This window comes from Bacillus sp. FSL M8-0049 (assembly GCF_038593355.1).
In the GTDB taxonomy this organism is placed as follows: Bacteria; Bacillota; Bacilli; order Bacillales; family Bacillaceae; genus Bacillus; species Bacillus safensis.
The window spans coordinates 937,780-963,910 of the sequence record NZ_CP151986.1; the positions used below are offsets into that span (position 1 = coordinate 937,780).

Genomic DNA, 26,131 nt, shown 5'->3' on the forward strand with positions numbered 1-26,131 from the left:
CAATAAAAAGAGCAGGCATTTTCTACACCTGCTCTTACAATGTTCTTCGTTTTATTGATGAAGTAATTTAAAGATATGTTTTGCTTGATCTGTATTTTCCATCAGACCTTTTAGCTGCTGGCTTGTTGGGCCATACGCAAAGAATGGAACTTCATCACCGGTATGACCAGAAGTTGTCCAGCCTGTATGTGATCTTGTATTGATCACTTCTTCAATCGCATCATCAATTTTAACAGTATCTTTTGTTTCAGCGGCCTTTTGAATAGAGGCTGTTTCTTCTTTTGTGAAATCAAGATTGATATATTGTTTCAGCGCTGACTCAACAGTCATGCCGCTGACAATTTTGTTTGCGATAAAGTCAGGCGTTTTTTTCGCTGCTTTTACCGGTTTGTAATCCCAGCTGCCTGAACCGTCTGCTCCGAAGGAAAGTCCGCCAGTTGAATGATCTGCGGTCGTGATGACTAACGTGTTTTTATCCTTTTTCGCAAAACGAATCGCTTCTTCAAATGCTTTTTCAAAATCCTTCATTTCGCTCATTGCACTGACAATATCATGATCATGTCCAGCCCAGTCAATTTGACTGCCTTCGACCATAAGGAAAAATCCTTTTTTGTTTTTAGACAGCTGTTTGATGGCTGAGGATGTCATATCTTGCAGGGAAGGGGTCGTTTGATCACGATCAATGGCTTTATCGAGACCTCCATCAGCAAAAATGCCTAACACTTTTTCATTTTTGTTTTTTTGTAAGGCGGCTTTATTGGTGACATAATCATAACCGGCTTGTCTGAATTCCTTCGTCAGATCACGATCCTTTCGGACAAAATCGACAAGTCCTCCGCCAAGCATGACATCGACTGTATGCTGTTTCCCGATTTTCTCATCGAAGAAATCATCAGCGATGGCTGCAGTGTTTTTCCTAGACACATCGTGAGCGGCATACGCAGCAGGCGTAGCATTTGTTAATTCAGATGTCACGACAAGACCCGTCGATTTTCCTTTTCGTTTGGCTTCTTCTAAAACGGTTTTTAGTTTTTTGCCGTTTTTGTTTACACCAATGGCATTGTTGTATGTCTTTTTACCAGTGGCCATGGCTGTACCAGCTGCTGCTGAATCGGTAATGTTACTTTTAGAGTCGTCAGGGTATGTTTTATGCATGCCAGTGAGGTAAGGGTCAAACGCTGTTTGCTTTGAAAGGTCACCGTTGTGTTTAAATGAGCGGTAAGTTGAAAGATAAGGTGTTCCCATGCCATCTCCAATCAGCACGATCACATTTTGCACGTCATTTTTCGGCTTCTTTTTAGCCTCAGCTTTGTCAGCTTGTCCAAATTCAATCCCTGAAAAAATGCCAATCGATAGCACAGATGCTGCTGCCACTGCAGCAATTTTCGTTTTCGAGCTTTTCAACACACTCATTCATTTTGCCTCCTCATTGTTTATGTATCGCTCTTACGTTTACAATGGTAGAGCAGAAGTGTGGATTCCTTTTTACAGCACCGTAAAGTTCACTTTAAAATTGTAAAGGTCCACTTTACATAGAATGAACCAAAAAGAGAAATGAATGTATCATTTATCCATGACAAGATGCGATTATTTTGTCATGATTGTGTAATGAAAATGAAATAAAAAGAACCCTAAAAAAAAATAAATTTTGCCGAATTAATAAGCATAATGTCGTAGGAAGTCAAGACTATTTCTTCTGGTATTTGATCCTTATAATAGGGAGTAGATAAAAATTCGGATCAGATAGATACATACAGGAGGAACAAATGAAAAAACAATTGATCACAGCTGCAAGTGCAGTTCTACTTGGGACGACATTATTTGCCGGCGCTGCCTCAGCACAATCAGTAAAAGTTCAAAAAGGTGACTCTCTTTCTGTTCTAGCGAAAAGATACAAAACAAGCGTGAGCAAAATTAAATCAGACAATAAGCTGAAATCTAACGTGATTTATGTTGGACAAACCTTAAAAGTGAATGGCACTTCTTCGAAAAAAGCAGTGAAGACATCAAAAACAACAACAAAAGTAAAAACGGCTTCAGCAACTGCCACTCATAAAGTTGTCAAAGGTGATACATTATCTAAGATCGGCAAAAAATACGGGATGACTGTGAAAGAGTTGAAATCGTTAAATAAACTTAAAACAGACCTCATTAAAATCGGGCAAAAGCTAAAGGTGAAAAAGACGTCTAAAGTAAAGGCGAAACCTGTGAAAGAAAAAACAGTCTCTACTTCTTCCTTAAACACGTCTAAGCTCATAGCAGATGCTAAAGCGCAAAACGGTACTCCATATAGATGGGGTGGAACGACACCGAAGGGCTTTGATTGCAGCGGATTTATGTGGTATATCATTAACAAACAAAAAAAGATTTCAAGACAAACAACTGAAGGTTTCTGGGGATCGATGAAAAGTGTATCCAAACCAAAGGCTGGAGATTTTGTCTTCTTTACAACGTATAAATCGGGTCCATCTCACATGGGTGTCTACCTTGGGAACAATAAGTTTATCCATGCTGCTTCTGACGGTGTAACGATCAGTGATATGACATCAAGCTATTGGAAGCCTATTTATCTTGGAGCGAAAACATTTGTAAACTAATTCATTTTAAGAGACTGCTATGAAGCAGTCTCTTTTTTCATATATCATTTGTGCCGCAGAACTGGTCTTTTTCTCATAGATCACTATCGGTCTAAAGGCTTTAAAATAACATAATTGTGACCCCGCTTTTAAAAAAAGGGTCTTATTTTTGTTGAATAATAAGTATATGAAAAAAATATAATCTTCCATGTTGTATCATAAATAGAGGGAGACAAACTATCAATTGAATAAGGATTGAAGAAAATCTAACCGTTTTATTGACAATATTTTCGTTGATATATAAGAATTTTCACTCTATTTTTTAAAAAAGTGTTTTCATTTTTTAATTTTCATATATAATAATTTTACGCCACCAATTTATTGCGCTAAATTTAATCTAAATATTCAGAAAATATTGTGAATTATATGAATGTGGCGTCTTTAGACTGATACTAAGTTTTGGGAGTGATGGTATGAGCAATTCGTTGTTTAGAAAAAAGAGCATTTCAGAGCTCATTGCGGCAACACAAGGGGAAAAAGCATTAAAAAAGGAATTGGGTTCATTTGATTTAACCATGCTGGGCATTGGAGCCATTATCGGGACAGGGATATTTGTTCTAACAGGTACAGGAGCCGTCACTGCGGGGCCAGGACTTGTGCTATCATTTGTCATCGCAGGTCTTGCTTGTTTGTTTGCAGCACTGTCATATGCGGAATTTGCTTCAACAGTGCCTGTGTCAGGGTCTGTGTATACATTTACGTACGCATCAATGGGGGAATTTCTAGCATTCATCATTGGCTGGGATTTAATATTAGAATATATGCTGGCTGCTAGTGCCGTTTCAGCGGGCTGGTCAGGCTATTTTGTGTCTTTTTTAAATGGGATAGGGATTCATATACCAGTTGAGTTAACAGCAGCTCCAGGTGGTTTAAAGGGGCAAGTGACATATTTTAATCTACCAGCATTTATTATTTTAATGGTCATCACCTTCCTGCTGTACTTTGGTATTAAAGAATCAAAACGAGTAAATAACATCATGGTTATTATGAAAATTGCTGTGATTCTGCTCTTTATTTTAGTCGCTGTGAAATATGTAAAACCTGAAAACTGGACACCATTCGTTCCATTTGGGACATCAGGGGTCTTAAGTGCAGCAGCCCTAGTATTCTTTGCATTTATCGGGTTTGATGCAGTTGCTTCTGCGGCAGAGGAGACAAAAAATCCATCACGCAACCTGCCTAGAGGAATTATTACTTCTTTATTGATTTGTACGCTGCTTTATGTCGTTGTCAGTGCGATTATGACGGGCATCGTTCCTTTTATGAATTTTGAAGGAGTATCACATCCAGTGTCTCTCGTTTTACAAGTAGCCGGACAAAACTGGGTGGCTGGTATTGTGGATGTCGGAGCGATTCTAGGGATGACAACCGTGATGCTTGTCATGCTGTACGGCCAGACACGCGTGATGTTTGCTATGTCTCGTGATGGCTTGGTGCCAAAGGTATTATCAAAAGTTCACCCAAAGCATAAAACTCCTTACATCAATACATTGTTCTTCGGTACATTGTCAGCATTAATGGGTGGATTTATTCCACTTGATGAGCTGGCAAGTTTAGTGAACATCGGGACACTTTCAGCATTCATTTTGATATCAGTGGCGGTCATTGTGATGAGAAAAACGCAGCCGGACTTACCGAGAGCCTTCAGATGCCCGGCAGTTCCGCTTATTCCGATCTTAGCTATTCTATCTTGCGGATTGCTCATTTATAAGCTTGGTGCAATCACCTTTGTACGTTTCTTAATCTGGCTTGCCATTGGGCTGGTTGTGTATTTCTTATATTCAAGAAAGCATTCAGAATTGAATAAAAAATAAATGAAAAAAGCCCGTGATGCTTGGCATTAGTCAAGTAACACGGGCTTTTGCTTTTGAGTGCTGATTAAAAACCTAATTGAAGATCGACATCGATTGATACGATGGCATAGACACAAACAATGACAAAGATATTCAGTACGACACCGAGGAAACCTGGACCCGTACGGCCTTTTTTAATGAACAGTTCAATAATGCCAAATGGAACTGCGGCCATTGCAAAAGGAAGCATTTGAAAAGAATAAAATGTCACGTTGCTGATAATGGCGAGGTTTAGCATGAGCAGGGATAATATCGCTGTGCCGACAGAAATCCAGCCAAATACATTATGCTCTTTAAAAATTCTTACCAATTCCATAATTCCACCTCGCTCACTTTTGCCGTTTTAATGCGTTTTGTCTTTACAAATTTCTCAATCTCTTTTGAAGGCCCAGTGACCACAGAGCCATAAACCGTGACGCCATTTTGATCGATATAGCGTATACGATTAGACAGGTCAAGATCAGGTCTGCCAGAGATCGTTGTTGCCCATGTCGGGTGCTGATTAACATAAGCAAGGGCATCTTTGAATTGATCTACCTCAGTTTTTGATGTGTGCTGAAGCTCTTTTAAAAATTCAGAGTCCTTCCCAGGAAAGCCGATTGGCCGCTGATTTCCACTTAATGAATCCTCTGTTTTAATCGCATTCCACAGCACTTTCATATCGTATTTTTTAGCAAAGGAATAAACATCCTTTGGTGTGTAAGCTCTGTCATAGGATACATACACTTCACTTACTGTTCCTTCAGGAAGCTTGTCTAACGTAGTGAGTGTTTGTTTTTTTGAGGCATCTGCCTGCGCCGAAGGATGGGTAAAGAAATCCTCCGTTTCGCGTGCGCTGTCACCATAATAAGAGATGGTAGGCTGCTTTAATTTATCGAAAAACATCTCGATTTGTTCACTGCCAATAGCTTCTGTTTTATTGCCAATTTGCTTTTGCAGCTTCAATTCGGTGTTCATCCCAAAAAGTTTGACCTGACCTTTTAAATCCTTCATATCAATGGCCACGTTTGGTTTGGTTAAAGCGACGGTGACAGCTGCTGTTTCCATGAAATGATTGCCTTTGCTCTCGGCGCCGCCAACGCCGTAGTATAAATAACTTCCTAATGTACAAAGCGGTAAAATAATGAGTGTCGATATGACAGCAAGTACGGAAATACGTAAATATGACTTTCTTTTTCCGTATTGTAAAATGGCTTTTTGCTTCTCAGGACTGATGGAAAAATCTGTCCAATCTGAGTCGTTCAGTTCCTGGCTTAAGCGTTTTTCGTTTTCTTCAAGTTCTTCTTCAAACGCTATCATTTCTTCCTCATTCATCTCACCATTATTATATTGTTCCCATCGCTTGTTAAACTCTTCATTCATCATTAACACCTCTGTTGTAAAGTGCTTTTAGGCGCTGCCTTGCACGAAATAAAACACTTTTAAAATTTGCTTCAGTAATATTCATGACCTTGGATGCTTCCTTGTAATTTAGCTCTTTTAAATAATACAATGTCAACGCTTCCTTGTAGTTATCTGGAAGCTGCTCCAAATACATGGTGAGAACTTCCTTTATTTCAACCTGTTCAGCAGGGCTTTGTACAGACGTTTGTAAAAGACCGCCAATGAGGTCATCCGATATGGTCACTTCTTTTTTATGTTTCCTGACATAATCAATAAAAGCATTTCGTGCCACCTGAAATAACCAAGGTTTCACTTTGCTATGGTCGTAGGAATGAATATGTATATACGCACGCATAAAGGTTTCCTGCAATAAGTCTTCTGCCAAATGTTTGTCTTTTGTCATGGAGAGCAGAAACCTGTAAACATCGTTCATATACATTTGATAAATTTCATCGATCGTCACTGATTTTTCTCCCCTCTATGTTATACACGCATAAGAAAGGCATAAAGTTGCACGAAACTTCTCATTACCGTACATTACTCATTTCTTTCGCCGAATTAAAATCATTTCTCCTTATCATAGCGAAATTTGCATCATTTATAAAGTATTTTCAATAGAACAAATCAGGAAAAAACATCGAAAAACGACAAAATTGGACACAATTCCTATTCTATTCTCCCCTAAAACCTTGTGCTTGAATACAGTCAGAACGTTCATTTTAAACGAAAAAAATAGGGAGGATTGGACTGCGTACAAATTTTTAGTACCAGGTAATAAAAAATTTGTTATAATAGAGACAAATCCTTCATTCTTCAAACAAAGGAAGTGCACTATGTATAAATTTTCAGGCTATACCGTCAAATTATTATTTGGTCTCCGAGGTGGAATCAAAGTATATCAAAAAGAGAATCTGCCAACTGATCGGGGTTTTGTCATTGCTTGTACACATGAGGGTTTTGTGGATGTTCTTGCATTAGGCGCAGGAATTCTTCCGTTTGAGATCCACTACATGGCGAAAAAAGAATTGTTTGCAAATAAATGGATCGGTGGATTTTTAAAAAAGATTCATGCCTTTCCAGTTGATCGAGAGAATCCTGGGCCAAGCAGTATTAAAACGCCCATTAAATTATTAAAAGAGGGAAAGATCGTTGGGATTTTTCCAAGCGGCACACGTACTACAGAGGATGTTCCTTTAAAAAGAGGAGCGGTTACCATTGCGCAGCTCGGTAAAGCGCCAATTGTTCCAGCCGCATACAAAGGACCTTCAAATGCGAAAAGCCTTTTCAAAAAAGGGAAAATGCGCTTAATCATCGGTGAACCGATTGAGCTGTCTGAATTTGACCATCTGCCGCCAAAAGAAAGATTAGGTGCCATGACAGAAGTATTAAACACAAGAATCAAAGAGCTAGAAGCTCAATTAATGGAAAAGGCATAAGAAAAACGACCGCTTGCTTAGGCAAGGGTCGTTTTTTTCTTAAGAAGCGCCTTCTTCAGCTGCTTCTAATAATTGTTCATTTAACTTTTTTACTTCGATGTATGCCACATGGTGTCCATCGACTTCATTAATAATAAATTCATAGCCTTGTTCACGAATGGCGTCATTTTTCTCTACTTCATATTTCTGAGTAAGGAACCAGCCGCCGATTGTGTCGACCTCTTCATTATCAAGCTGTATACCTAATAGCAGGTTGACTTGATCAACAAGAACCTTGCCATCAAAGATGTAATGGTCTTCTCCAAGTTTACGCACTTCGTTGATTTCATCAATGTCGAACTCATCACGAATTTCACCAACGATTTCTTCAAGGATGTCTTCAACAGTGACAAGACCTGCTGTACCGCCATATTCATCTGATAAAATGGCCATGTGTACACGTTCACGCTGCATTTTGAGCAGTAAATCATGAACAGGAACCGTTTCAATCACGTGAATAATTGGATTTACAAACTTTTCGATCGTATCGCTTGTAGAGCACTCACCGCTAATGCAGGCAGTGAGAACCTCTTTAATGTTAAGAACACCGATAATGTTGTCTTTGTCGCCATCTTCAATTGGATAACGTGTATATTTCTCTACCTTTGTTACCTTCAGCATTTCCTCAATGGTAATATCATATGGGAAGCTGACAACTTCGGTACGAGGAATCATAATTTCTTTCGCCAGACGGTCATCAAATTCGAAAATTTTATTTACATATTTGAATTCAGACTGGTTAATCTCGCCGCTCTTATAGCTCTCTGATAAAATAATCCGCAATTCTTCCTCAGAGTGCGCCATGTCATGCTCAGATACTTGCTGAAGACCGAACGCTTTCGTTAACAAACGAGCAGATCCATTTAATACCCAAATGAACGGGAACATCACTTTATAAAAGATCATCAGTGGTCTAGCAAAAAGAAGGGATACTTGCTCAGCCTTTTGAATGGCGAGTGTTTTCGGTGCAAGTTCTCCAACGACAACGTGTAAAAACGTCATGATACTAAACGCAATAATAAAAGTGACAATAGAACTAGCTGATTGAGGAATGGACAGCTCTGCAAAGAGCGGCGCAAGCATATGCGCAATTGTTTCTTCCCCTAACCAACCAATACCAAGGGCGGTAATGGTAATACCAAGCTGACAGGCTGATAGGTACTCATCAAGATGAGTCGTTACATGCTTGACAGCAACTGCTGTTTTATTACCTTCTGCGATTAACTGATCAATTCTTGAGCTTCTTAAGCGAATGATCGCAAACTCTGATGCAACGAAAAACGCGGTTAAAGCTATAAGTAAAGCGACTATGAGTAAATTAACTATGTCCAATTAAGGCCTTCGTTCTGACTTTGAGAACGAAGGTAACACCTCCTGTTTAGTAAAAATTTTAACTTAACAGCAGTAAAAATGATTGGACAGCCGTCATTTTTTCAGGAGTAAGCTGCTCTTTTAGTTTTTCACGTTGTTCTGGCTGAAGCTGCTTACAACGTGCCAAAATGCGGTCCATATGCTCATTCATCCGATCGATATCAGAGGTTAAATGGACAAGTTCATCATGATCTTCCTTTTGAGAAGGGAATTGTTCATCTAATCTGGATTTGATGTCAGAAAGAGCCAATCTCTGCTGTTTGCAAAGAACGATTAATTGTAATCGTTTTAAAGCATATTCATCGTAATAACGATAATTTGAGCAAGATCTAACAGGCGCAAGCAAACCTAGATTTGTATAATAATCTACAGTTCGTTTCGTCACCTGTGCAATCTGTGCTAGTTCACCAATACGATACTTTTTCTCAGCCCCATCTGAACATCTCCTCCTAACCGTCACGTTATAGTTTATGAAAATAGTTTAATATAATTCTAGTCTGAAACACAAGTTAATTGTTCATATTTCCTGCCAATAAGAAGAAACAGAGGAGGATTTCCCTCAATTTAGTCAGTCATGTCAAAAACAGCATGATGATACAGGAATTTTCAGATTATTTATGGTAAGATAAAATGAATACCGTTTCATATATATGTAGAGAGGCGGAATTTTACGTGAACCGGAGGTGGTTAAGTGGGGCCCTCAATGTAGTCTTATTTAATCAGTTAACCGTTTTGCAAAACATAACATCATCAATCAGGAGGTGACTCCTTGTTCTTCTAAGAAAGAGCAAGGTTAAATGGACGATATTGTTAATCTGAGTATAGTCGGTGTTTTGATTGCTTTAACAGCTTTCTTTGTTGCATCTGAATTTGCCATAGTAAAGGTGAGAAGTTCAAGAATTAATCAGCTTGTTGCCGAAGGATCCAAAAAGGCCATCATGGCGAAAAAGGTGACATCAAGGCTAGATGAATATTTGTCAGCCTGTCAGCTCGGTATTACAGTGACATCCCTTGGTTTAGGGTGGATTGGTAAGCCGGCTGTGAAAGAACTTTTGGTTCGAGGTTTTGGTTTGACAAACATTCCTGATTCAGCAATCAGCCTGATCTCAGCAACACTTGCGTTCTCTATTATTACCTTTTTGCATGTAGTTGTAGGTGAGCTAGCACCAAAAACGCTTGCCATTCAAAAGGCGGAAAAAATGACGCTATGGCTGTCAGGCCCGCTGCATGCATTTTATATCCTTATGTTCCCTTTCATTTATGTGTTAAACGGATCAGCCCGTTTGCTAACTAAAATGATGGGCATCGATATGGGGTCTGAAAAAGAACATTCCCATTCTGAAGAGGAATTGAAGATTTTATTATCTGAGAGCTTAAAAAATGGGGAAATCAACCCATCAGAATATAATTATATGAACAAGATTTTCGATTTCGATAATCGAATTGCCAGAGAGATCATGATACCGCGGAGAGAAATTTGTGCGATTCCAGAAGATATGCCGTTAGATGATATCCTCGCCATCATGACGCAGGAAAAGTATACACGTTTCCCTGTTTTTTCAGGCGATAAAGACCATGTCATCGGCATGCTGAACAAAAAGCAGCTCTTTGCAGATCTTGTGTATCAAGGAGAAAAAGATCAACTGAAAATTCAAGATTATATATATCCAGTGATTGAGGTCATCGACACGATTCCTATTCAAGAGCTTCTCGTTAAGATGCAGCGTGATAGAATGCATATGGCGATCTTAACTGACGAATATGGCGGAACGTCTGGACTTGTCACAACGGAAGATATTTTAGAAGAGATTGTCGGAGATATTCGAGATGAATTCGATGAAGATGAGCAGCCAGTTATTCAAAAAAGAGCCGATCATCATTATGTTTTAGATGGCAAAGTGAGATTAGATGAAGTTCAAGATTTGATCGAGATCTCTTATCATGATGAGGAAATTGATACAATCGGCGGACTCATCTTAAAAGAGAATATTGATATCAGAGAAGGACAATCCGTCTATCTTGATGATATTCGAATGAAAGTGCTGGAAATGGATGGACGCTACGTTAAAAAGATCGATTTGAAAAAAGGCGTCACATCGTCAGAAAAAGGCAGCGCACGCACTGGGCTTGATATAAAGGAGCCGCTTTTAGTAAACGAAATGACCTTGAGCGAAAAATAAGCTCAAGGTTTTTTTAGGTATTTAGTCTCTTTTGAACGAATATATGTTCGGTATATAATAAGAACAAACGTTCGATAGAGGGGGATGGACATGCTTTGGTATGAAACAGCAAGTATCACGGAGAAAAAAACCTCAATGAAACGAATTGAGTTTCATTTAAAGAATTTCAAAAATTATCAAGCAGCGATCTTAAATATCGAAAGGCAGCTTGAAAAAAGAAGCCCGCATCATCTCGACCACATGACTCGGAAAAAGTTAGAAGAACAAAAAAGTCAGTATGAACTCATCGTTGCTTGTATTGAAACGGCATTAAAAGAGTTGGACGAAATAGAGCAGCAGCTCATCGATTACAAATATTTTCGAGATTGGCGGATGGCAAAGTGTGCAATGGAAATTGGCTATAGTGAAAAAACACTCTTTTTGATGAAGCGCCAGCTCATGGATCAGCTGCTCATCAGCTTAGCCGCCATTACCAATATTTAAATAAGATGCTGTCCTATTTGATAAAACGCAGCAAAGAGACATAAAGACCCGATGATTGTGACCAGCAAGTAGACAGCAAGAAGTCCAATTTGCCGCTCATGCAGCATGGACGCAGCTTCTACACTAAATGTAGAGAATGTTGTAAAACCACCGAAAAACCCAGTACCAATGATCATAAGCAGCGGATCATTGTCAGACACTGCACCTGTCAGTAAACCTAAACCGGCAGCGCCGAGTAAGTTGATGAGAATAATACTATACGGAAAACGAGTATGAAACTTGGTTTTCTGAATCGATTGACTGAGGAAAAAACGAAGGGCACTGCCCATCCCGCCGGCAACAGCTGTATAAAATACAATCATTTATCTGCTTCCTTTCGGCTGCTCATTTTGTTGAAAGAGGCGCTGAGCGGTGATCAGTCCACATAAGGCAGCGCCCACTCCAGCAATCACTGAGAGTAGAATGTACATGATACTTGATGTGAACAGTCCATCCTGTAATAAGAGAACCGTTTCTTTAGAAAAAGTGGACATTGTCGTAAAACCACCGCAAAATCCTGTTCCGATCAAAGCAGCAAGATATTTTTTTCCTTTCCGAAACATAAAATATCCTGTTGAAAAGCCAAGAAACAGACTGCCTGTAATGTTTTCAATCAGTGTTGCATAGGGGAATGTCTGGCTGACAACGGATTGGCTAAGTTCATATCTGCAAAGGGTACCAACCAATCCACCGATAAATACGGCGAGATATGCTTTCATTTAATCATTTCTCCTTTAGAAAAAATGGCGGGTGATCCGTCACCACTCCATCAATGAGGTATGTTTTCATCCTGTCGGCTGTTTTTTGATCTTTCACTGTCCATATAAAGACATCCATTCCAAATGAGTGGATGCGGTCAATCCACCATCTGTTGATCATCGTTTTCTTCATATTAAGGCAATTGGCAAAGGAGCTGTACTCCGCTAATTTCCTTTTCGTCAGTTTAAAGGCAGAGGGTTTTATAATAAAAGCTGTTCGAAGAGAAGGGGCGTAAGCTTTGACTCTTTGAAGTGCATTGGCATCAAAAGATTGAACCATGATGTGACGGGAATAGGCAAACCGGTTGATGATGTCGACAACTGCCTTTTCAATCCCAATCTGCCGTTTTGGATGCTTGATCTCAATCAGTATCCCGACACGATGAGCGTACCTTTTAAGAATTTCCTGTAAGGTGGGAATTCGTTCGTTGGCGTACTGTGAATCAAACCAGCTTCCTGCATCCAGTTTCTTCAGCCGATCAAGTGTATAACTTTTCACTAAGCCGCTTCCGTTAGTTGTTCGATTAACGGTATCATCATGGATGACGGCTACGTGCTGATCCATTGTCAGCTGGACGTCTAACTCAATATAATCCGCACCTTGCTGAACAGCTAAATCAAATGCGGCGATTGTATTTTCTGGGGCAGCGCTTGAAGACCCTCTATGCGCGATAATATACACATGCTCCAGCTCCTGACATAAGTTCTGGTCTTATCATATCAAATTTTTGCTGTTTTTCCTTCTTTACTATATGGAACGAGGGAGAGCTGTATGTAATGGAACATGGCGTGTGGTGAGAAAGCATCGTGTATAAAAGGTGAAAAGTTGCAGGAATATCCCAAGCTCTTATTGAGTAAATCTGAACTACATCATTTTTTCTTCGATCAATTTTGTCCAAATCGTCAGCGTTCGTCAAAATATTAGTGCTTTCGTCATGTTGACTGAAAATTCTGATGTTTTATAATGATGAAAAGGAGGCGAGATGATTGGGTAAAGGGAGAATTAGAGTGGAAGAACGTATTAAGGCTGAAACGGATGCTGAAATGTTTAAAGCGACTCTCCTTGATCAGGCTCAGAAGAAAAAGTAGTTTGCTGCCCGTCGATATGTCTCTAGCCAAAATTTCATATTTGAACTTCATGCCTCGGGATCAGTCCCGAGGCTTTTTATGTAGAGGTCAGACATTTAAGAGAGGACATGAACGAAGGTTATATTATAAACTAGAGAGGATTGTTTTAAAGGAGAGAGACAGACATGTTTACACAAAAATGGATGGATACATATTTTACAGTAGATATTGCGATCCAAATTGGTATTAGCCTTTGTATTTTATTGCTTTTTTTATTGCTTCGGAAAGTATTTACGAAGTATTTATTTCAGCTTCTGTTTAGGCTGACGAATCGGTCTAAAACGGAGGTCATTAACCAAATTGTTGTGGCATTTGAAAAACCAGCCAGGCTGTTTTTCGTGGCACTTGGTTTATATTTTGCGTTAAGACAGGCACCATACTTTGAGCATCATATGGATGTCATCGTTAAATTGTATAGATCTTCTATTATATTAATGCTGACGTGGGGGCTTTGTAATTTAACCGCTGCATCTTCTTTCTTGTTTCAAAAGGTCAATTCGAAATTTGAATTAGATATGGATGATATTTTAGCACCATTTTTATCAAAGGTACTTCGTTTCATTATTATTGCACTGAGTATTAGCGTCATTGCACAAGAATTTAATTATGACGTAAATGGACTTGTGGCAGGGCTTGGTCTAGGTGGTTTAGCATTTGCGCTCGCTGCTCAGGATACAGTGGCTAACTTTTTTGGAGGGATAGTCATCATTACGGAGAAGCCTTTTACGATGGGCGACTTTGTGGAGACACCAAGTGTACTTGGGACTGTGGAGGACATTACATTTCGAAGCACAAGGTTTCGAACACCTGCTGAAGCCGTCGTGACCGTTCCGAATTCTACGCTTTCTAAGGAGCCAATCACAAACTGGACAAGAATGAATAAACGTCAGATTACGTTCTCTGTTCGCGTTTCCTACAATACACCAAAGGAAAATATTGATCAGTGTATTAAGCGTCTCAAACAGATGCTTCACGAGCATGATGGGGTGCATAAGGAGACAATCATGGTAAATCTCGATGTACTGGCAGACAGCTATTTGAACTTGTTTTTCAACTTTTACACAAACACGACAGCTTGGTCTGAAAACCTTGATATTAAGCAGGATATTAACTATCGCATCATAGATATTTTCCACGAGGAAGGCGTAGAATTTGCTTTCCCTGGTCAGGCCATTTATATGAAACAAAAAGGTGAGAAGCAGCTGGGTGAATAAAGGAGGAATGGTGCGTGGATCAAACAAAAGTGGAAGCACTAAGAGAGAAATTATCGCAGGCTTCACATATCACAGTACTCTCAGGTGCAGGTATGAGTACAGAATCGGGTATTCCTGATTTTAGATCAACGGGTGGTCTGTGGACAGAAGATACTTCCCGCATGGAGGCGATGAGCCGGTCCTACTTTTTATCAAACCCTCATCAATTCTGGCCGAAATTTAAGGATTTGTTTCAAATGAAAATGAGTGGAGAATACGAACCAAATAGCGGGCATACCTTTTTAGCCAGCCTTGAGCAACAAGGGAAGCATGTGGATATTTTTACCCAAAATATTGACGGTCTTCATAAAAAGGCGGGAAGCCAGCATGTATATGAACTCCATGGCTCCATTCAAACGGCTACTTGTCCATCGTGCCAGGCGGTATATGATCTGCCTTATTTATTGAAAGAAGAGGTGCCGGTCTGTCAAAGGGTTTCCTCAGACGGCAGTACGTGTGGACGTGTGCTAAAAACAGATGTTGTCCTATTTGGCGATATGGTCAAACATTTAGACCAAGTGGAGACATCACTTCAGAAAACGGACATGCTCCTCGTCATGGGGACTTCCCTGGAGGTAGCGCCAGCAAGGTATATTCCAGAAGATGCAGCTCATGATCCTTCCATCTTCATGGTGATGATGAATTTGAGTGAAACAGAATTTGATCCGCTCTTTGATCTTGTCTTTCATGAGCGAATTGGCGATCTCGTGAAAGCTTTATAAATCATTAAAAAACCCGCATCCTAAAGGTGCGGGTTTTACTTTATTGCTGCAGCGGCTTCATTGTTTCATCAAGGACTTCAAATGTATAGCCCTTTGCCTTTAGCTGCGTGATTAAGCTGCTTAAGTATTTTGCCGTCGCCGGCTGATCATGCATTAAGATGATTTTTGGTTCTTTTGGATATTTTGTCTCCAGCACTTGCAGCTGATTTAATACCTCTGGTACATATTTTGAGCTTTTATATTTCCAGTCAAGACTGTCAATGGTCCAGTCCCAGTAGACAAAGCCTTTTTGTTTTAAACGTGCTTTTTGCTGATCGGTTAAATTTGGGGTGCTGCCATAAGGTGTTCTTACAAGATGGGTATACTCACCTGTGACAGAAGCCAAAATGCGCTGATCTTCCTTCATCTCGTTAACAGGAGAATCACTTTTTTGATAAAAGCGTTTCACATCATGGGTAATACCATGAAGCCCTAATTGATGACCTTCTTGATGGAGTCTTTTCACAGCTGCCGGGTGTTCTTTAATCTGCGGTCCGAGCATAAAGAATGTGGCTTTCACTTGATGTGCTTTTAGCACATCTAACAGCTGATTTGAAGTCGCTGATGGACCATCATCAAAGGTTAAAAAGATCGTTTGATCCGTTATATGTTTATTTGAATGGATCTTAAAATGTGCATCTAATGTTTTCCGAGAAGCATCTTTTGCTTTCATACTAGTACTTGTGTCCCTAAATTGACTGCTCGCAGACAATTTCGCCGGCTGATCTGCTGCCTGCATATTGGTTTTGGACATATCCCAAATAAAAAAGAGGATTAGTGTCAGGATGACAAAACCAATCGCCTTTGAGAGCAGCATTGTGTTTGAAGGTGTCTGTTTTTTTTTAACCCGTTGCATTACAATCGCTCCAATAAATCAAAAATTTGTGTCGAATCATGTAGTGGATTCTGTCTTATTTCGCTGTTTTTTGTCGTGTTTATATGGAGTAAGTATACAGGAAAAAAGAGCCTATGAATATAGAAGATGCTAAAAAATTGGAATCTTTTTGGTTATCAAACTATATTTGTTACAATAGAGGGTTATCCATTTCATACGATGTGAAATAATTCTGAATAATCATTGAAACGAACCCATTTATCCGCTAAGATAGCATCAGATTCAACCATTATTGCAAAGCGAAGGGGAGATTCCATATGAAAATATTGTACAATGGAGATTTCATTGAAAAAAAGGATGCACATGTTGATATTGAGGACAGAGGCTATCAATTTGGTGACGGAGTCTATGAGGTCATCCGTGTATACAATGGTACTTTGTTTACGTTAAAGGAACATACAGAGCGTCTGTTCAAGAGTGCAAAGGAAATTGGCATTCATTTGCAAGGTACAGTATCAAATATGGAAGAAAAGTTACAACAGCTCGTCGCTCACAATCAATTAACAGATGGCGGTGTGTATATTCAAGTCACGCGGGGTGTCGCCCCTCGTAAACATCAATATAGTGATTCTCTTACTCCTCAAATCACAGCATATACGTTCCAGGTGAAAAAGCCTGTTCAAGAGCAGAAAGCTGGGGCAAAGGCCATTTTATCTGAGGATCTTCGCTGGTTAAGGTGTGATATCAAAAGCTTAAATCTTTTATATAACATCATGGAAAAGCAGAAAGCATCTGAAGCTGGTGCGTTTGAAGCAATCCTTGTGAGAGACGGTTTTGTGACCGAGGGAACCTCCTCGAATGTATATGCCGTGATTGATGGCGTGATTCGTACTCATCCTGCAAACAATCTCATTTTAAACGGCATTACTCGTAGAAAGCTGCTGGAGGTATGTGAGGAAGAAGGATGTACGGTTGAAGAAACTCGTATAAGCAAAGAAGAACTGCTGCGCGCTCAGGAAATCTTCATCAGCTCGACGACAGCTGAAGTTATTCCGATTGTTGAAATAGATGGCGAGCCCGTAGGGGAAGGCGTTCCAGGAGAGCTGACAAAGCGCGTACAGGAAGGCTTCCAGCAAAAAATTAAACATGAAAGTGAAGCATCCATCTCTTCATAAATAAAAAAGGCTGTAAACCAATGTTTACAGCCTTTTGTGATGCATTTATTTCACAATAAGCACAGGTATATCTGATTTTGCTGATAACTTTTCACTCACACTGCCAAACAGCATTTTTTTCAATCTGCTTTGGTCACGTGCTCCCATGACGATGAGGTCTGCTGATATTTCCTCCGCATATTCGATAATCGCTTCTGCTGGTTCTCCTTCTACAATTTCAATGGCAGCCTCAAACTGCTCCTCATTTAAAAGCATTCGTGCTTCCGCAACGACCTCTTCTGTATGGTCTTCAAAAATCAAGGGACTTTGCTGTTCATCGTGAGGTACATATACAGGGGGAGTTTGAAGATCTGCCGTACCGCCGCCGATATAAGCTCCGCCAGTCATTGGGCGCGGTGCATCAAACACCTGTCTGTCTGTTTTGCCATCATGTGCATAGGTAACGGTCAGCTTGGCATGTAAGGTTTTAGCTAAAGCGATTGCCTTTTTTAATGCTTTCTTACTGTCTTCATGTCCATCAAACGCTACGACCATCCGATCAGCTTGAAACAATGTCCTCATTCCTTTCAAAAGGAGTCTTTACACTCATGGTATACCCGTTAATAGAAAAAGATACACATGAAGGAGAATGATTTTTGTTAGAAAATTTCATTTATTGAAAAATATTTATTGACAAAATAGTGACAGCCACTATAAGATAAAAAAAGATTCAAGAGCCAAAAGGAGGAAATGTCATGTGCAACATTGGAAGAATGAAATCAAACTGCATGAATGGGTTGATTCACGTGACAATTACACCTTCATTGGTCATTGAAAAGGAACTCGTCTGTTCCAATTGATCGGATGAATCAAGGCGTATGTTGCGTATTTGTCAACATGCGCCTTTTTACATGACGAAAAGAGGCGTACCAGCAAGCTGGTGGCCTCTTTTTTTGTTGAATTCATTTCGTATTTCGAAATAAAGGGATGAAAAACAACAAGTAAATGAAGAGGAGTGAAAGCATGTGAACATGCCAAAATCAAGACAAATGACAAAAGCTCAAAAAACGAAACAAGGTGACTTGCAGGAAAATTTAGAAAGCGGCTAGCTTGAAAAGGAGAGACAAACATGTTTTCAGTATTTGCGAAATTAGGCTGGTTCTTTAAAAAAGAGTGGAGGCGTTATACCATTGCTATTACGCTCCTGCTCATTGTGAATGTGCTTGAAATGCTGCCGCCAAGATACCTAGGCCAGGCAGTTGATGACATTCGTTCTGGTCAATTTACAACATCCAGTATTGTGTTTTATGTGACCATTTTTTGCTTACTAGGTGTCGTCGTCTATACACTTACATATTTTTGGATGTATCAGTTATTTGGCGGCGCAAATGTCATGGAGCGTGTGATGCGCGGGAAACTGATGCGCCACTTGCTTAAGATGACGCCTACCTTTTATGAAAAGAAAAAAACAGGCAACTTAATGGCACTAGGTACAAACGACTTGAATGCTGTGGCCTTAACGACAGGTTTTGGCGTTCTGACCTTGGTTGATTCCACTGCTTATATGCTGATGATCTTCTTTACGATGGGGCTGACGATTAGCTGGAAATTAACCTTAATGGCGATTATCCCTATGCCGCTGATGGCGCTCTTGATTGCGTTTTATGGAAGCAAAATCCATGAGCGCTTTACAGTCGCTCAAGATGCATTTGGTGATATGAACGATCGCGTTCTTGAATCAGTGGCAGGTGTCCGGGTCATTCGCTCTTTTGTGCAGGAGAAACAAGATGTCGAACGCTTTCGAGAAATGACAGATGATGTATTTCAAAAAAACATGCGAGTGGCGATCATTGATTCTTTGTTTGAGCCGACAGTGAAATTACTTGTGGGGATCAGCTACTTAATCGGAATCGGCTACGGAGCATACCTCGTGTTCCAAAGTGATTTAACCATTGGGGAGCTTGTTGCATTTAACGTCTATCTTGGCATGATGATCTGGCCAATGTTTGCGATCGGCGAATTGATTAATATTATGCAAAGAGGAAATGCGTCGTTAGACCGGTTAAATCATACACTCGGCTACAAGCCGGACGTAACAGATGCTGCTCAGCCGAAAACGTTACAAGAGCCTGGAGATATTGAGTTTGATCATGTGACATTCAGGTATCCAACTTCATCTAAAGATAATCTCATTGATGTGTCCTTTACCGTTCGAAAAGGACAGACGATTGGGATTACAGGCAAAACAGGAAGCGGTAAAACGACCATTGTCAAACAGCTTCTGCGCCAGTACCCGGCAGGTGATGGGCAAATCTTGCTATCAGGTGTTCCGATCCAAAACATTGAATTAGATCAGTTATTTCAATGGATCGGATATGTACCGCAGGATCATATACTTTTCTCAAAAAGCGTGGAACAGAATATGCGCTTTGGTCATCGTGACGCGAAACAAGATGAGTTAGCACAAGCAATCAAAGATGCTTATTTTGAAAAGGATTTACGCCTTTTGCCAGAGGGTCTGGAAACCATGGTTGGGGAAAAAGGTGTGGCGCTGTCAGGCGGACAAAAACAGCGAATATCCATTGCACGTGCTTTATTAATTGATCCAGACATTTTAATTCTGGATGACTCATTATCTGCGGTAGATGCAAAAACAGAAACCGCTATTTTAGAAAATCTAAGACAAAACCGTCATGGCAAAACGACGTTTATTACAACTCATCGCCTATCAGCTGTTGAACATGCGGATCTCATTCTTGTCATGGAAGAGGGACGCATTGTCCAAAAGGGCACACACAACGAGCTCATCCAGCAGGATGGGTGGTACAAAGAACAATTTTTGCGTCAGCAGCTGACAAATCAGCTGGAAGGAGGGGATGAGGCATGACAACAGGAAGAAGACTCCTTGCCTACGCACTCCTATATAAGAAAGTATTGTCTGTTGCCTTAATCTTTCTAATGATTGCAGTTGGTGCTGAGCTGACAGGACCGTTTATTGGGAAGAAAATGATTGATGATCATATTTTAGGTGTAGAAAAACCGTATGTCGAGGTCAATGAAAAGACAGACAAAACCGTTTATTACCAGGGAAATAACTATATACGAAGCGATCGATTAAATAATGGAATGGATTCTGGAAAGCAAATCAATGTAGTGCAAGTCGGGTTCGGTTACTATTTTGTGAATGAGCCGATTCGTTTTGATGGAAACAGAAAAATATCGGGAGATCAGCTCACCATTGATAATGGAAACGAGCGTGAGACCTATGAGGTACAGCGTTTATCAAAAGAGGAGATTTTCGCTTTTTATCAGCCAGAAATCAGTGGTTTGGTGCAGCTTGTTCTATTTTATCTAGGACTGCTCATCGTTGCGATTTTCTTTCAGTATGGGCAGCATTATTTGCTCCAGAGGATTGCAAATCGAATTATTCAAAAAATGAGGGTAGACGTATTTGAGCACATCCAAACACTGCCGATCCGATATTTTGATAATTTACCGGCTGGAAAGGTTGTCGCGAGAATCACAAATGACACGGAAACCATTCGTGATTTATATGTAACAGTCCTTGCTAATTTCGTGACGAGTGCCATTTACATGATTGGGATTTACATTGCCATGTTTTTGTTAAATGTAAAGCTGGCACTCATTTGTTTGGTAGCAGTACCGATTATTTTCCTATGGTCGATGACTTACAGAAAGTTTGCATCAGTGTACAATCACCGCATTCGTTCGATCATCAGTGAAATTAATGCCAAGCTAAATGAAGCCATTCAAGGGATGACAATCATTCAAGCGTTTCGTCATGAAAAAGCGACGCAAGAGGAATTTGATGAGCTGAACAACAATCACTTTCGATATCAGCGAAAGATGCTGCATTTAAATTCACTTCTTTCACATAATTTGGTTAACCTGCTGCGAAATTTAGCATATGTGGCACTCATTTGGTATTTTGGCGGTGCTTCGTTAAGTGCGACAGGCATTGTGTCCATTGGTGTGCTCTATGCGTTTGTCGATTATTTAAATCGATTGTTTCAGCCGATTACAGGCATTGTGAATCAATTCTCTAGGTTAGAATTAGCAAGGGTTTCCTCGGAGAGGGTTTTCAGGTTATTAGATGAACCAGGAACAGAAGTGGAAGAGCCTGTTCAGAAGAAGCTGGAGGGACACGTTCAGTTCAAAGATGTCACCTTTGCTTATAATGAAGGGAAAAATGTCTTAAAGAACATTACGTTTGAAGCAAAGAAAGGTCAAACGGTTGCACTTGTGGGGCATACTGGTTCTGGGAAAAGCTCGATCATGAACTTGCTGCTGCGTTTTTATGACATTCAGCAAGGAGACATTCTCATAGATGGCGAAAGCATTTATGATCAGTCGCGCCAAACGCTGCGTAAACAAATGGGCATTGTGCTGCAAGACCCGTATTTATTTTCTGGAACAATTGCTTCCAATGTGAGCTTAGGAAATGAAGACATCAAAAGAGAAACCATTGAATCTTCATTAAAGCAAGTAGGCGCAGCAGAGTTATTGAAGCACCTGCCAGAAGGTTTTGATGAACCAGTCGTTGAAAAGGGAAGCACCCTTTCCTCAGGGGAACGTCAGTTGATTTCATTTGCGCGCGCATTGGCGTACGATCCAGCGATTTTAATTTTAGATGAAGCCACAGCCAACATTGATACAGAAACAGAAGCGATCATTCAGCGGGCACTTGATGTAGTCAAAGAAGGAAGGACGACTTTTGTGATTGCTCACCGATTATCCACTATTAAGAAAGCCGATATGATCTTGGTGTTAGAAAAAGGTGAAATCGTCGAGCGTGGCAGTCATGAACAACTCATGCAGCAAGAAGGGCTGTATGCACAAATGTATGAACTGCAAAAAGGTGCTGTTGCCAACAACTGATGAATAGTAGAAAAAAGAGCCTCTTCCAATTGAATGAGGCTCTTTTCCTTTGCATGAAAAAGTCGGAGATTCTGTTCTCGACTTTTATTGATTATATTGTTTTGTTTGGACAGGCTGCATCATCAATAAGCGATGCCGACGCGTTGATGTACAAACTCCTTCGAATTTAACTGCTGATATAAAAAGTGTGCGGTATCTTCAACTGAAATTTTCTTTCCATCTATAGGGAGAAAATCTTTCTCATAGCGATATGACCGTGTCACTTCTCCATCTGGTAAATAGGTTGGACAAATAATGGTCCAATCTAGATCAGTCGATTGAAGGATTTCAAACGCTTTCGCATGCTCTTTAGCTGCTCGGGAAGTGGTCCGTCTTGATTCATTTGTTTCAAAACGGTAGAGCTCCGGCTGCTTTCTTGCTTTTAAAATACCTGCTGTACCAATTGTAATAATTCTAGATGTATTTGTTTGCTTCATGGCTTGTACGATATGCTCCATTGAAACAGATAATGTATCGTCACCATCTGTTGATAGACAGCTCACAACAATATCTGCTCCTTTGATTGTCTCAAGCACATCTTCCCGATTTCTTGAATTGCCGGTGACTTGAAACATACCCGCAAGCATTTCTTCTCGGTTTGTTCGAATCAATGAACGAACCATGTAACGATCATCTACTTGAACGAAACGAAGAAATGCTTGTCCTACACGTCCATGAGCACCGAAAAGAGCTATTTTCATCTGTTCGATCCCTCCACTACATACTATAAGTGAAAAGGGCACAAAATGGTACAACTTTTATGTGATGCTTTTTTTATATAAATGAAAGGACCGAATACTATGAGCATATTCACATAATAGAGAGATACCTACAAATTGTAAAAGTTCAAAGTTCATACCAGAAATAATGTCCATGAAGATCCGCTCCTTTCTACTACATGATATGAGCTGAAAGGAGTTTGGTGAGGGATAAAAACAAAAAAAGAAGACACCATAAGAGGTGCCTTCTATGATCCAAATATGAAATTAAGCTTTTGTTCCGCCAAGATTTTGTTGAGCGAAAGACACAAGACGTTTTGTAATTTCTCCACCAACTGAACCGTTAGCACGAGATGTTGTTTCTGCTCCAAGGTTTACACCAAATTCAGAAGCGATTTCGTATTTCATTTGATCGATCGCTTGCTCTGCTCCAGGAACTAGTAATTGGTTTGAACTATTAGAATTTGCCATGATGTGATTCTCCTTTTTGTATATGTTTTGTTTTTTTGGTTGGGTTTGCTGGAATCGCACCAGCGAAATGATCAAGTCATTTGCCACTTGGCGAAACCCAATGCAGTAACTGCTTTGTACTAAGTATTATGGTTATTTCCGAAAAAAACATACGAGAAAAGAACATGGTAAATGTTGTGTTAACATACAAAAAACCATCACCCAATGATGAGTGATGGCGCTGCTTATATATCTTCTTATTCTGCTGAGCGGATGCGCAGCTCCGTATCCGCATCAAAGAAATGGGCTTTGTTCATATTAATTGCAAGAGGGATAGACTGTCCGGCCTGTACATCGGTACGAGAATCAACACGTGCAATAAACGATTGACCATCGATAGAAGAATAAAGCATCGTTTCTGCTCCCATTAATTCAGCTACTTCTACATCAGCATTAATTTTTGTGCCTTCAGACGCCTCTATAAATACTGGTTCATCGTGAAAATCTTCTGGTCTGATGCCTAAAATGACATCCTTTCCAATATAGCCTTGGCTGCGTAATACTTTCATTTTTCCTTCTGGTACACGAATATGTGTTTTTCCAACCGCAATGGCACCGTCAGAGAGCTTTCCTGTGAAAAAGTTCATCGCAGGTGAGCCGATAAATCCACCTACAAACACATTCTCTGGGTTTTCATATACATCTTTCGGCGCTCCAACCTGTTGAATAAATCCATCTTTCATGACAACAAGGCGGGTTGCCATTGTCATGGCTTCAGTCTGATCATGTGTCACATAGATAAATGTCGTTTGCAGACGCTGATGAAGCTTAGAAATTTCAGCACGCATCTGAACACGGAGTTTTGCATCTAAATTAGAAAGCGGCTCATCCAAAAGAAAAACCTTTGCATCACGTACAATTGCTCTGCCAAGTGCAACACGCTGCCTTTGACCGCCAGACAGTGCTTTTGGTTTCCTGTCTAAATATTGCTCAAGCCCTAATATTTTAGCGGCATTTCGTACCCGCTCATCAATTTCTGCTTTCGGAAACTTCCGAAGCTTTAATCCAAAAGCCATATTATCGTACACATTCATATGAGGATATAATGCATAGTTTTGGAAAACCATTGCGATATCCCGGTCTTTCGGTGCTACATCATTCATCCGTTTTCCATCTAACAAAAAGTCTCCTTGTGAAATTTCTTCAAGACCTGCAATCATGCGAAGGGTTGTTGATTTTCCGCAGCCTGATGGACCAACAAACACAATAAATTCTTTATCTTCTATATGTAGATTAAAGTTGTCTACTGCTGTTACCTTGTTATCGTACACTTTGTAAATTTGATTCAGCATCATTTCAGCCATTAGCTGTCAGCCTCCCCAGTCCCTCTTTTTTGAAAGCGCTTTACTAGTAAATAAAGTGTATAAAATGAGGAAGAGTCTGTAAATGGACAACGTGCACAACATCCTATTTTCATTTTTGGGCAGGGTGCTCATGTCTTCGTTCTTTATGAAAGATCGAGTAGAATCATCATCAAATAAGCAGCTGATGCTTCTGGAAAATGTCGTATATCTAGACCAGTGCGCTCAATAAATTTATCAATTCGATATTGAAGACTGTTTCTGTGAACATATAACGCTTTTGCTGCCTTGGATGCGTTTAAATTACATTGCATATAGGTCATGAGAGTGCGATAAACATCCCGGTCAAAGACCGCTTCTTTAAAAGCATCTGAAATAGCGTGAGAGAGTGCAGATGCATCATAACAAATGAACGATGGCAGGCATTGATAAAATGTGGCAGCCCCTGATCTAAGCTTTTCTCGCTGCAGATGGCATAAAAAGAGCTGTTGTTCATTTAATAACCTCATCTGTAAATGGTCATTAGGCAAATGCAGCTGTCCTTGCATAAAGACTGAGTCTGTTAAAAAATCACTTGTAATAGCCAGAGACAAATCATTTAACTGATCTAATTGACTGTTTTCTGATGTGGCGTTTGGTTGAATCAACATAGCTGTTTCAGGGCCTGTCCATATGAAATGAGTATGTTCGAGGCTGTTATTCACAGCCTCTTTTATTTGCTGTCTTTGTTCTTCTTGATGGATCATTTGAAAATAATAAACACGGACGGGATGTTGGACAGTTAGTGGTTTGTTTTCAAAAAGATAGCTGAACCATTTTTGTTCATCCTCGGTCTGCGCTTTTTGAAATAGATCAATTGGTGTAAGAAAAGAGTTGAGAAGAAGTGTTTCTCTTTCTGAAAGCTCCGATTTGTTTACTCCAAATATTTCACCTTCGTCTGTTTGATACCAAAGAATTTGTTTGTCATGAGTAGGTGTGCTGATGATATGGTCTCCGTAAACAAGTTTTAATTTTTCTAACATGGCGGGGCTCCTTAAACAGTTTAATCATAGACATGGAACAGCATTAATTCGTGGATTTCTTCTTTTAAAGTTGGTTCTACTTCATGGGGCGGAAGCTGAGAGCCCCATTCAATGTCACCTGTTTTGTGGTAGATGCCTTCATAGTGTGCACCATTGTGGAAAAAGGATATTTTCCAGCCTGGCAATTGTGCTTTCTTAAAAAGGGGTTTCCATTGAAAATGAGAAATCATATCATCATTGCCTCCTTGCTTTTATTGATGAAACAATAAACAAACACGACAACACGGAAACAACCTTGAACTTGATTTTATTGTATCTCATCTCATGAAAAG

The 26,131-nt window shown here is 39.9% G+C and carries 27 protein-coding genes; 11 read left to right on the forward strand and 16 right to left on the reverse strand.

The annotated features are described in order from the left end of the window. Positions 1-51: 51 nt before the first annotated feature. Positions 52-1,413, reverse strand: coding sequence for an alkaline phosphatase (locus tag NSU13_RS04720; RefSeq protein WP_061109610.1), 1,362 nt, complete (start codon positions 1,411-1,413; stop codon positions 52-54). 353 nt (positions 1,414-1,766) lie between these two features. Here NSU13_RS04720 and NSU13_RS04725 point away from each other — a divergent pair, with 353 nt between their 5' ends. After that, positions 1,767-2,597, forward strand: coding sequence for a C40 family peptidase (locus tag NSU13_RS04725; RefSeq protein WP_041116968.1), 831 nt, complete (start codon positions 1,767-1,769; stop codon positions 2,595-2,597). Positions 2,598-3,049: 452 nt separating this feature from the next. Beyond that, positions 3,050-4,450 carry an amino acid permease gene (locus NSU13_RS04730; protein ID WP_024425289.1) on the forward strand — a complete coding sequence of 467 codons (1,401 nt, stop codon included), beginning with the start codon at positions 3,050-3,052 and terminating at the stop codon, positions 4,448-4,450. A gap of 64 nt (positions 4,451-4,514) precedes the next feature. On the opposite strand, the gene NSU13_RS04735 is transcribed toward NSU13_RS04730, so the two are convergent. From NSU13_RS04735 to NSU13_RS04745, 3 genes are read right to left on the reverse strand one after another with little or no spacing between them, the layout of a single operon-like run. Beyond that, positions 4,515-4,805 carry a hypothetical protein gene (locus NSU13_RS04735; RefSeq protein WP_024425288.1) on the reverse strand — a complete coding sequence of 97 codons (291 nt, stop codon included), beginning with the start codon at positions 4,803-4,805 and terminating at the stop codon, positions 4,515-4,517. Further along, positions 4,793-5,851 (reverse strand): anti-sigma factor, encoded by a 1,059-nt coding sequence (locus NSU13_RS04740; protein ID WP_070325651.1) that lies wholly within the window; start codon positions 5,849-5,851, stop codon positions 4,793-4,795. Before NSU13_RS04740 ends, NSU13_RS04735 begins: the two co-directional genes overlap by 13 nt. Beyond that, positions 5,844-6,335 carry a sigma-70 family RNA polymerase sigma factor gene (locus NSU13_RS04745; protein WP_024425287.1) on the reverse strand — a complete coding sequence of 164 codons (492 nt, stop codon included), beginning with the start codon at positions 6,333-6,335 and terminating at the stop codon, positions 5,844-5,846. Before NSU13_RS04745 ends, NSU13_RS04740 begins: the two co-directional genes overlap by 8 nt. 370 nt (positions 6,336-6,705) lie before the next feature. Here NSU13_RS04745 and NSU13_RS04750 point away from each other — a divergent pair, with 370 nt between their 5' ends. Next, complete coding sequence (locus tag NSU13_RS04750) at positions 6,706-7,308, forward strand: 1-acyl-sn-glycerol-3-phosphate acyltransferase (protein WP_024425286.1); 603 nt, start codon at positions 6,706-6,708, stop codon at positions 7,306-7,308. Between the two features lie 39 nt (positions 7,309-7,347). Here the strand turns inward: NSU13_RS04750 and NSU13_RS04755 are convergent, their stop codons facing one another. Continuing rightward, positions 7,348-8,679, reverse strand: a complete 1,332-nt coding sequence (locus NSU13_RS04755; protein WP_034282244.1) for a hemolysin family protein — start codon at positions 8,677-8,679, stop codon at positions 7,348-7,350. 58 nt (positions 8,680-8,737) lie between these two features. Further along, positions 8,738-9,178 carry a MerR family transcriptional regulator gene (locus NSU13_RS04760; RefSeq protein WP_034667702.1) on the reverse strand — a complete coding sequence of 147 codons (441 nt, stop codon included), beginning with the start codon at positions 9,176-9,178 and terminating at the stop codon, positions 8,738-8,740. A 337-nt stretch (positions 9,179-9,515) separates the two neighbouring features. Here NSU13_RS04760 and NSU13_RS04765 point away from each other — a divergent pair, with 337 nt between their 5' ends. Both NSU13_RS04765 and NSU13_RS04770 read left to right on the forward strand, forming a co-directional pair. Then, a complete protein-coding gene (locus tag NSU13_RS04765) occupies positions 9,516-10,898 on the forward strand; it encodes a hemolysin family protein (RefSeq protein WP_041116973.1) in 1,383 nt (460 codons plus the stop codon). 90 nt (positions 10,899-10,988) lie between these two features. Then, positions 10,989-11,381 carry a hypothetical protein gene (locus tag NSU13_RS04770; protein WP_034282242.1) on the forward strand — a complete coding sequence of 131 codons (393 nt, stop codon included), beginning with the start codon at positions 10,989-10,991 and terminating at the stop codon, positions 11,379-11,381. On the opposite strand, the gene crcB (NSU13_RS04775) is transcribed toward NSU13_RS04770, so the two are convergent. From crcB (NSU13_RS04775) to NSU13_RS04785, 3 genes are read right to left on the reverse strand one after another with little or no spacing between them, the layout of a single operon-like run. After that, the gene (gene crcB, locus NSU13_RS04775) at positions 11,378-11,743 is read right to left on the reverse strand and encodes a fluoride efflux transporter CrcB (protein WP_041116974.1); all 366 of its coding nucleotides are present in this window, start codon (positions 11,741-11,743) and stop codon (positions 11,378-11,380) included. The two genes, NSU13_RS04770 and crcB (NSU13_RS04775), sit on opposite strands and share 4 nt — an antisense overlap. After that, entirely contained in the window at positions 11,744-12,139 is a 396-nt protein-coding gene (gene crcB / locus NSU13_RS04780) for a fluoride efflux transporter CrcB (protein WP_327828435.1), read from the reverse strand. It lies immediately after the preceding gene. A 4-nt stretch (positions 12,140-12,143) separates the two neighbouring features. Then, on the reverse strand, positions 12,144-12,860 hold the full coding sequence (locus NSU13_RS04785) for a glycerophosphodiester phosphodiesterase family protein (protein ID WP_070325652.1): 717 nt from the start codon (positions 12,858-12,860) through the stop codon (positions 12,144-12,146). Between the two features lie 305 nt (positions 12,861-13,165). Here NSU13_RS04785 and NSU13_RS04790 point away from each other — a divergent pair, with 305 nt between their 5' ends. From NSU13_RS04790 to NSU13_RS04800, 3 genes are all read left to right on the forward strand, one after another. Next, positions 13,166-13,267: a YhdX family protein gene (locus NSU13_RS04790; protein WP_017360338.1), complete on the forward strand. Its 102-nt coding sequence runs from the start codon at positions 13,166-13,168 to the stop codon at positions 13,265-13,267. A 164-nt stretch (positions 13,268-13,431) separates the two neighbouring features. After that, positions 13,432-14,520, forward strand: coding sequence for a mechanosensitive ion channel family protein (locus NSU13_RS04795; RefSeq protein ID WP_034282237.1), 1,089 nt, complete (start codon positions 13,432-13,434; stop codon positions 14,518-14,520). A 14-nt stretch (positions 14,521-14,534) separates the two neighbouring features. Further along, positions 14,535-15,281 (forward strand): NAD-dependent protein deacylase, encoded by a 747-nt coding sequence (locus NSU13_RS04800; RefSeq protein ID WP_080769816.1) that lies wholly within the window; start codon positions 14,535-14,537, stop codon positions 15,279-15,281. 40 nt (positions 15,282-15,321) lie between these two features. Here the strand turns inward: NSU13_RS04800 and NSU13_RS04805 are convergent, their stop codons facing one another. Then, positions 15,322-16,176 carry a polysaccharide deacetylase family protein gene (locus NSU13_RS04805; protein ID WP_046310400.1) on the reverse strand — a complete coding sequence of 285 codons (855 nt, stop codon included), beginning with the start codon at positions 16,174-16,176 and terminating at the stop codon, positions 15,322-15,324. 296 nt (positions 16,177-16,472) lie between these two features. Between NSU13_RS04805 and dat the strand changes: the two genes are divergently transcribed. Beyond that, a complete protein-coding gene (gene dat / locus NSU13_RS04810) occupies positions 16,473-17,330 on the forward strand; it encodes a D-amino-acid transaminase (RefSeq protein ID WP_101677410.1) in 858 nt (285 codons plus the stop codon). A 45-nt stretch (positions 17,331-17,375) separates the two neighbouring features. Here dat and NSU13_RS04815 read toward each other — a convergent pair whose 3' ends face one another. Next, on the reverse strand, positions 17,376-17,882 hold the full coding sequence (locus tag NSU13_RS04815) for a universal stress protein (RefSeq protein ID WP_034282233.1): 507 nt from the start codon (positions 17,880-17,882) through the stop codon (positions 17,376-17,378). Between the two features lie 556 nt (positions 17,883-18,438). Between NSU13_RS04815 and NSU13_RS04820 the strand changes: the two genes are divergently transcribed. Both NSU13_RS04820 and NSU13_RS04825 read left to right on the forward strand, forming a co-directional pair. Continuing rightward, the gene (locus NSU13_RS04820) at positions 18,439-20,196 is read left to right on the forward strand and encodes an ABC transporter transmembrane domain-containing protein (RefSeq protein WP_101677409.1); all 1,758 of its coding nucleotides are present in this window, start codon (positions 18,439-18,441) and stop codon (positions 20,194-20,196) included. Further along, positions 20,193-22,208 (forward strand): ABC transporter ATP-binding protein, encoded by a 2,016-nt coding sequence (locus NSU13_RS04825; protein WP_101677408.1) that lies wholly within the window; start codon positions 20,193-20,195, stop codon positions 22,206-22,208. The genes NSU13_RS04820 and NSU13_RS04825 overlap by 4 nt, the downstream gene beginning before the upstream one ends. A gap of 122 nt (positions 22,209-22,330) precedes the next feature. Here NSU13_RS04825 and NSU13_RS04830 read toward each other — a convergent pair whose 3' ends face one another. The 5 genes from NSU13_RS04830 to NSU13_RS04850 all read right to left on the reverse strand — a co-directional run bounded on the left by NSU13_RS04830 (position 22,331) and on the right by NSU13_RS04850 (position 26,029). Continuing rightward, positions 22,331-22,948, reverse strand: a complete 618-nt coding sequence (locus NSU13_RS04830) for an NAD(P)H-binding protein (protein ID WP_034282230.1) — start codon at positions 22,946-22,948, stop codon at positions 22,331-22,333. Positions 22,949-23,233: 285 nt separating this feature from the next. Beyond that, complete coding sequence (locus NSU13_RS04835; RefSeq protein ID WP_024425744.1) at positions 23,234-23,437, reverse strand: alpha/beta-type small acid-soluble spore protein; 204 nt, start codon at positions 23,435-23,437, stop codon at positions 23,234-23,236. Between the two features lie 236 nt (positions 23,438-23,673). Then, complete coding sequence (ugpC, locus tag NSU13_RS04840; protein ID WP_034282227.1) at positions 23,674-24,780, reverse strand: sn-glycerol-3-phosphate ABC transporter ATP-binding protein UgpC; 1,107 nt, start codon at positions 24,778-24,780, stop codon at positions 23,674-23,676. 143 nt (positions 24,781-24,923) lie between these two features. Further along, complete coding sequence (locus NSU13_RS04845; protein WP_342489903.1) at positions 24,924-25,799, reverse strand: helix-turn-helix domain-containing protein; 876 nt, start codon at positions 25,797-25,799, stop codon at positions 24,924-24,926. Between the two features lie 20 nt (positions 25,800-25,819). After that, positions 25,820-26,029: a YheE family protein gene (locus tag NSU13_RS04850; RefSeq protein WP_003211787.1), complete on the reverse strand. Its 210-nt coding sequence runs from the start codon at positions 26,027-26,029 to the stop codon at positions 25,820-25,822. Positions 26,030-26,131 lie beyond the last annotated feature (102 nt).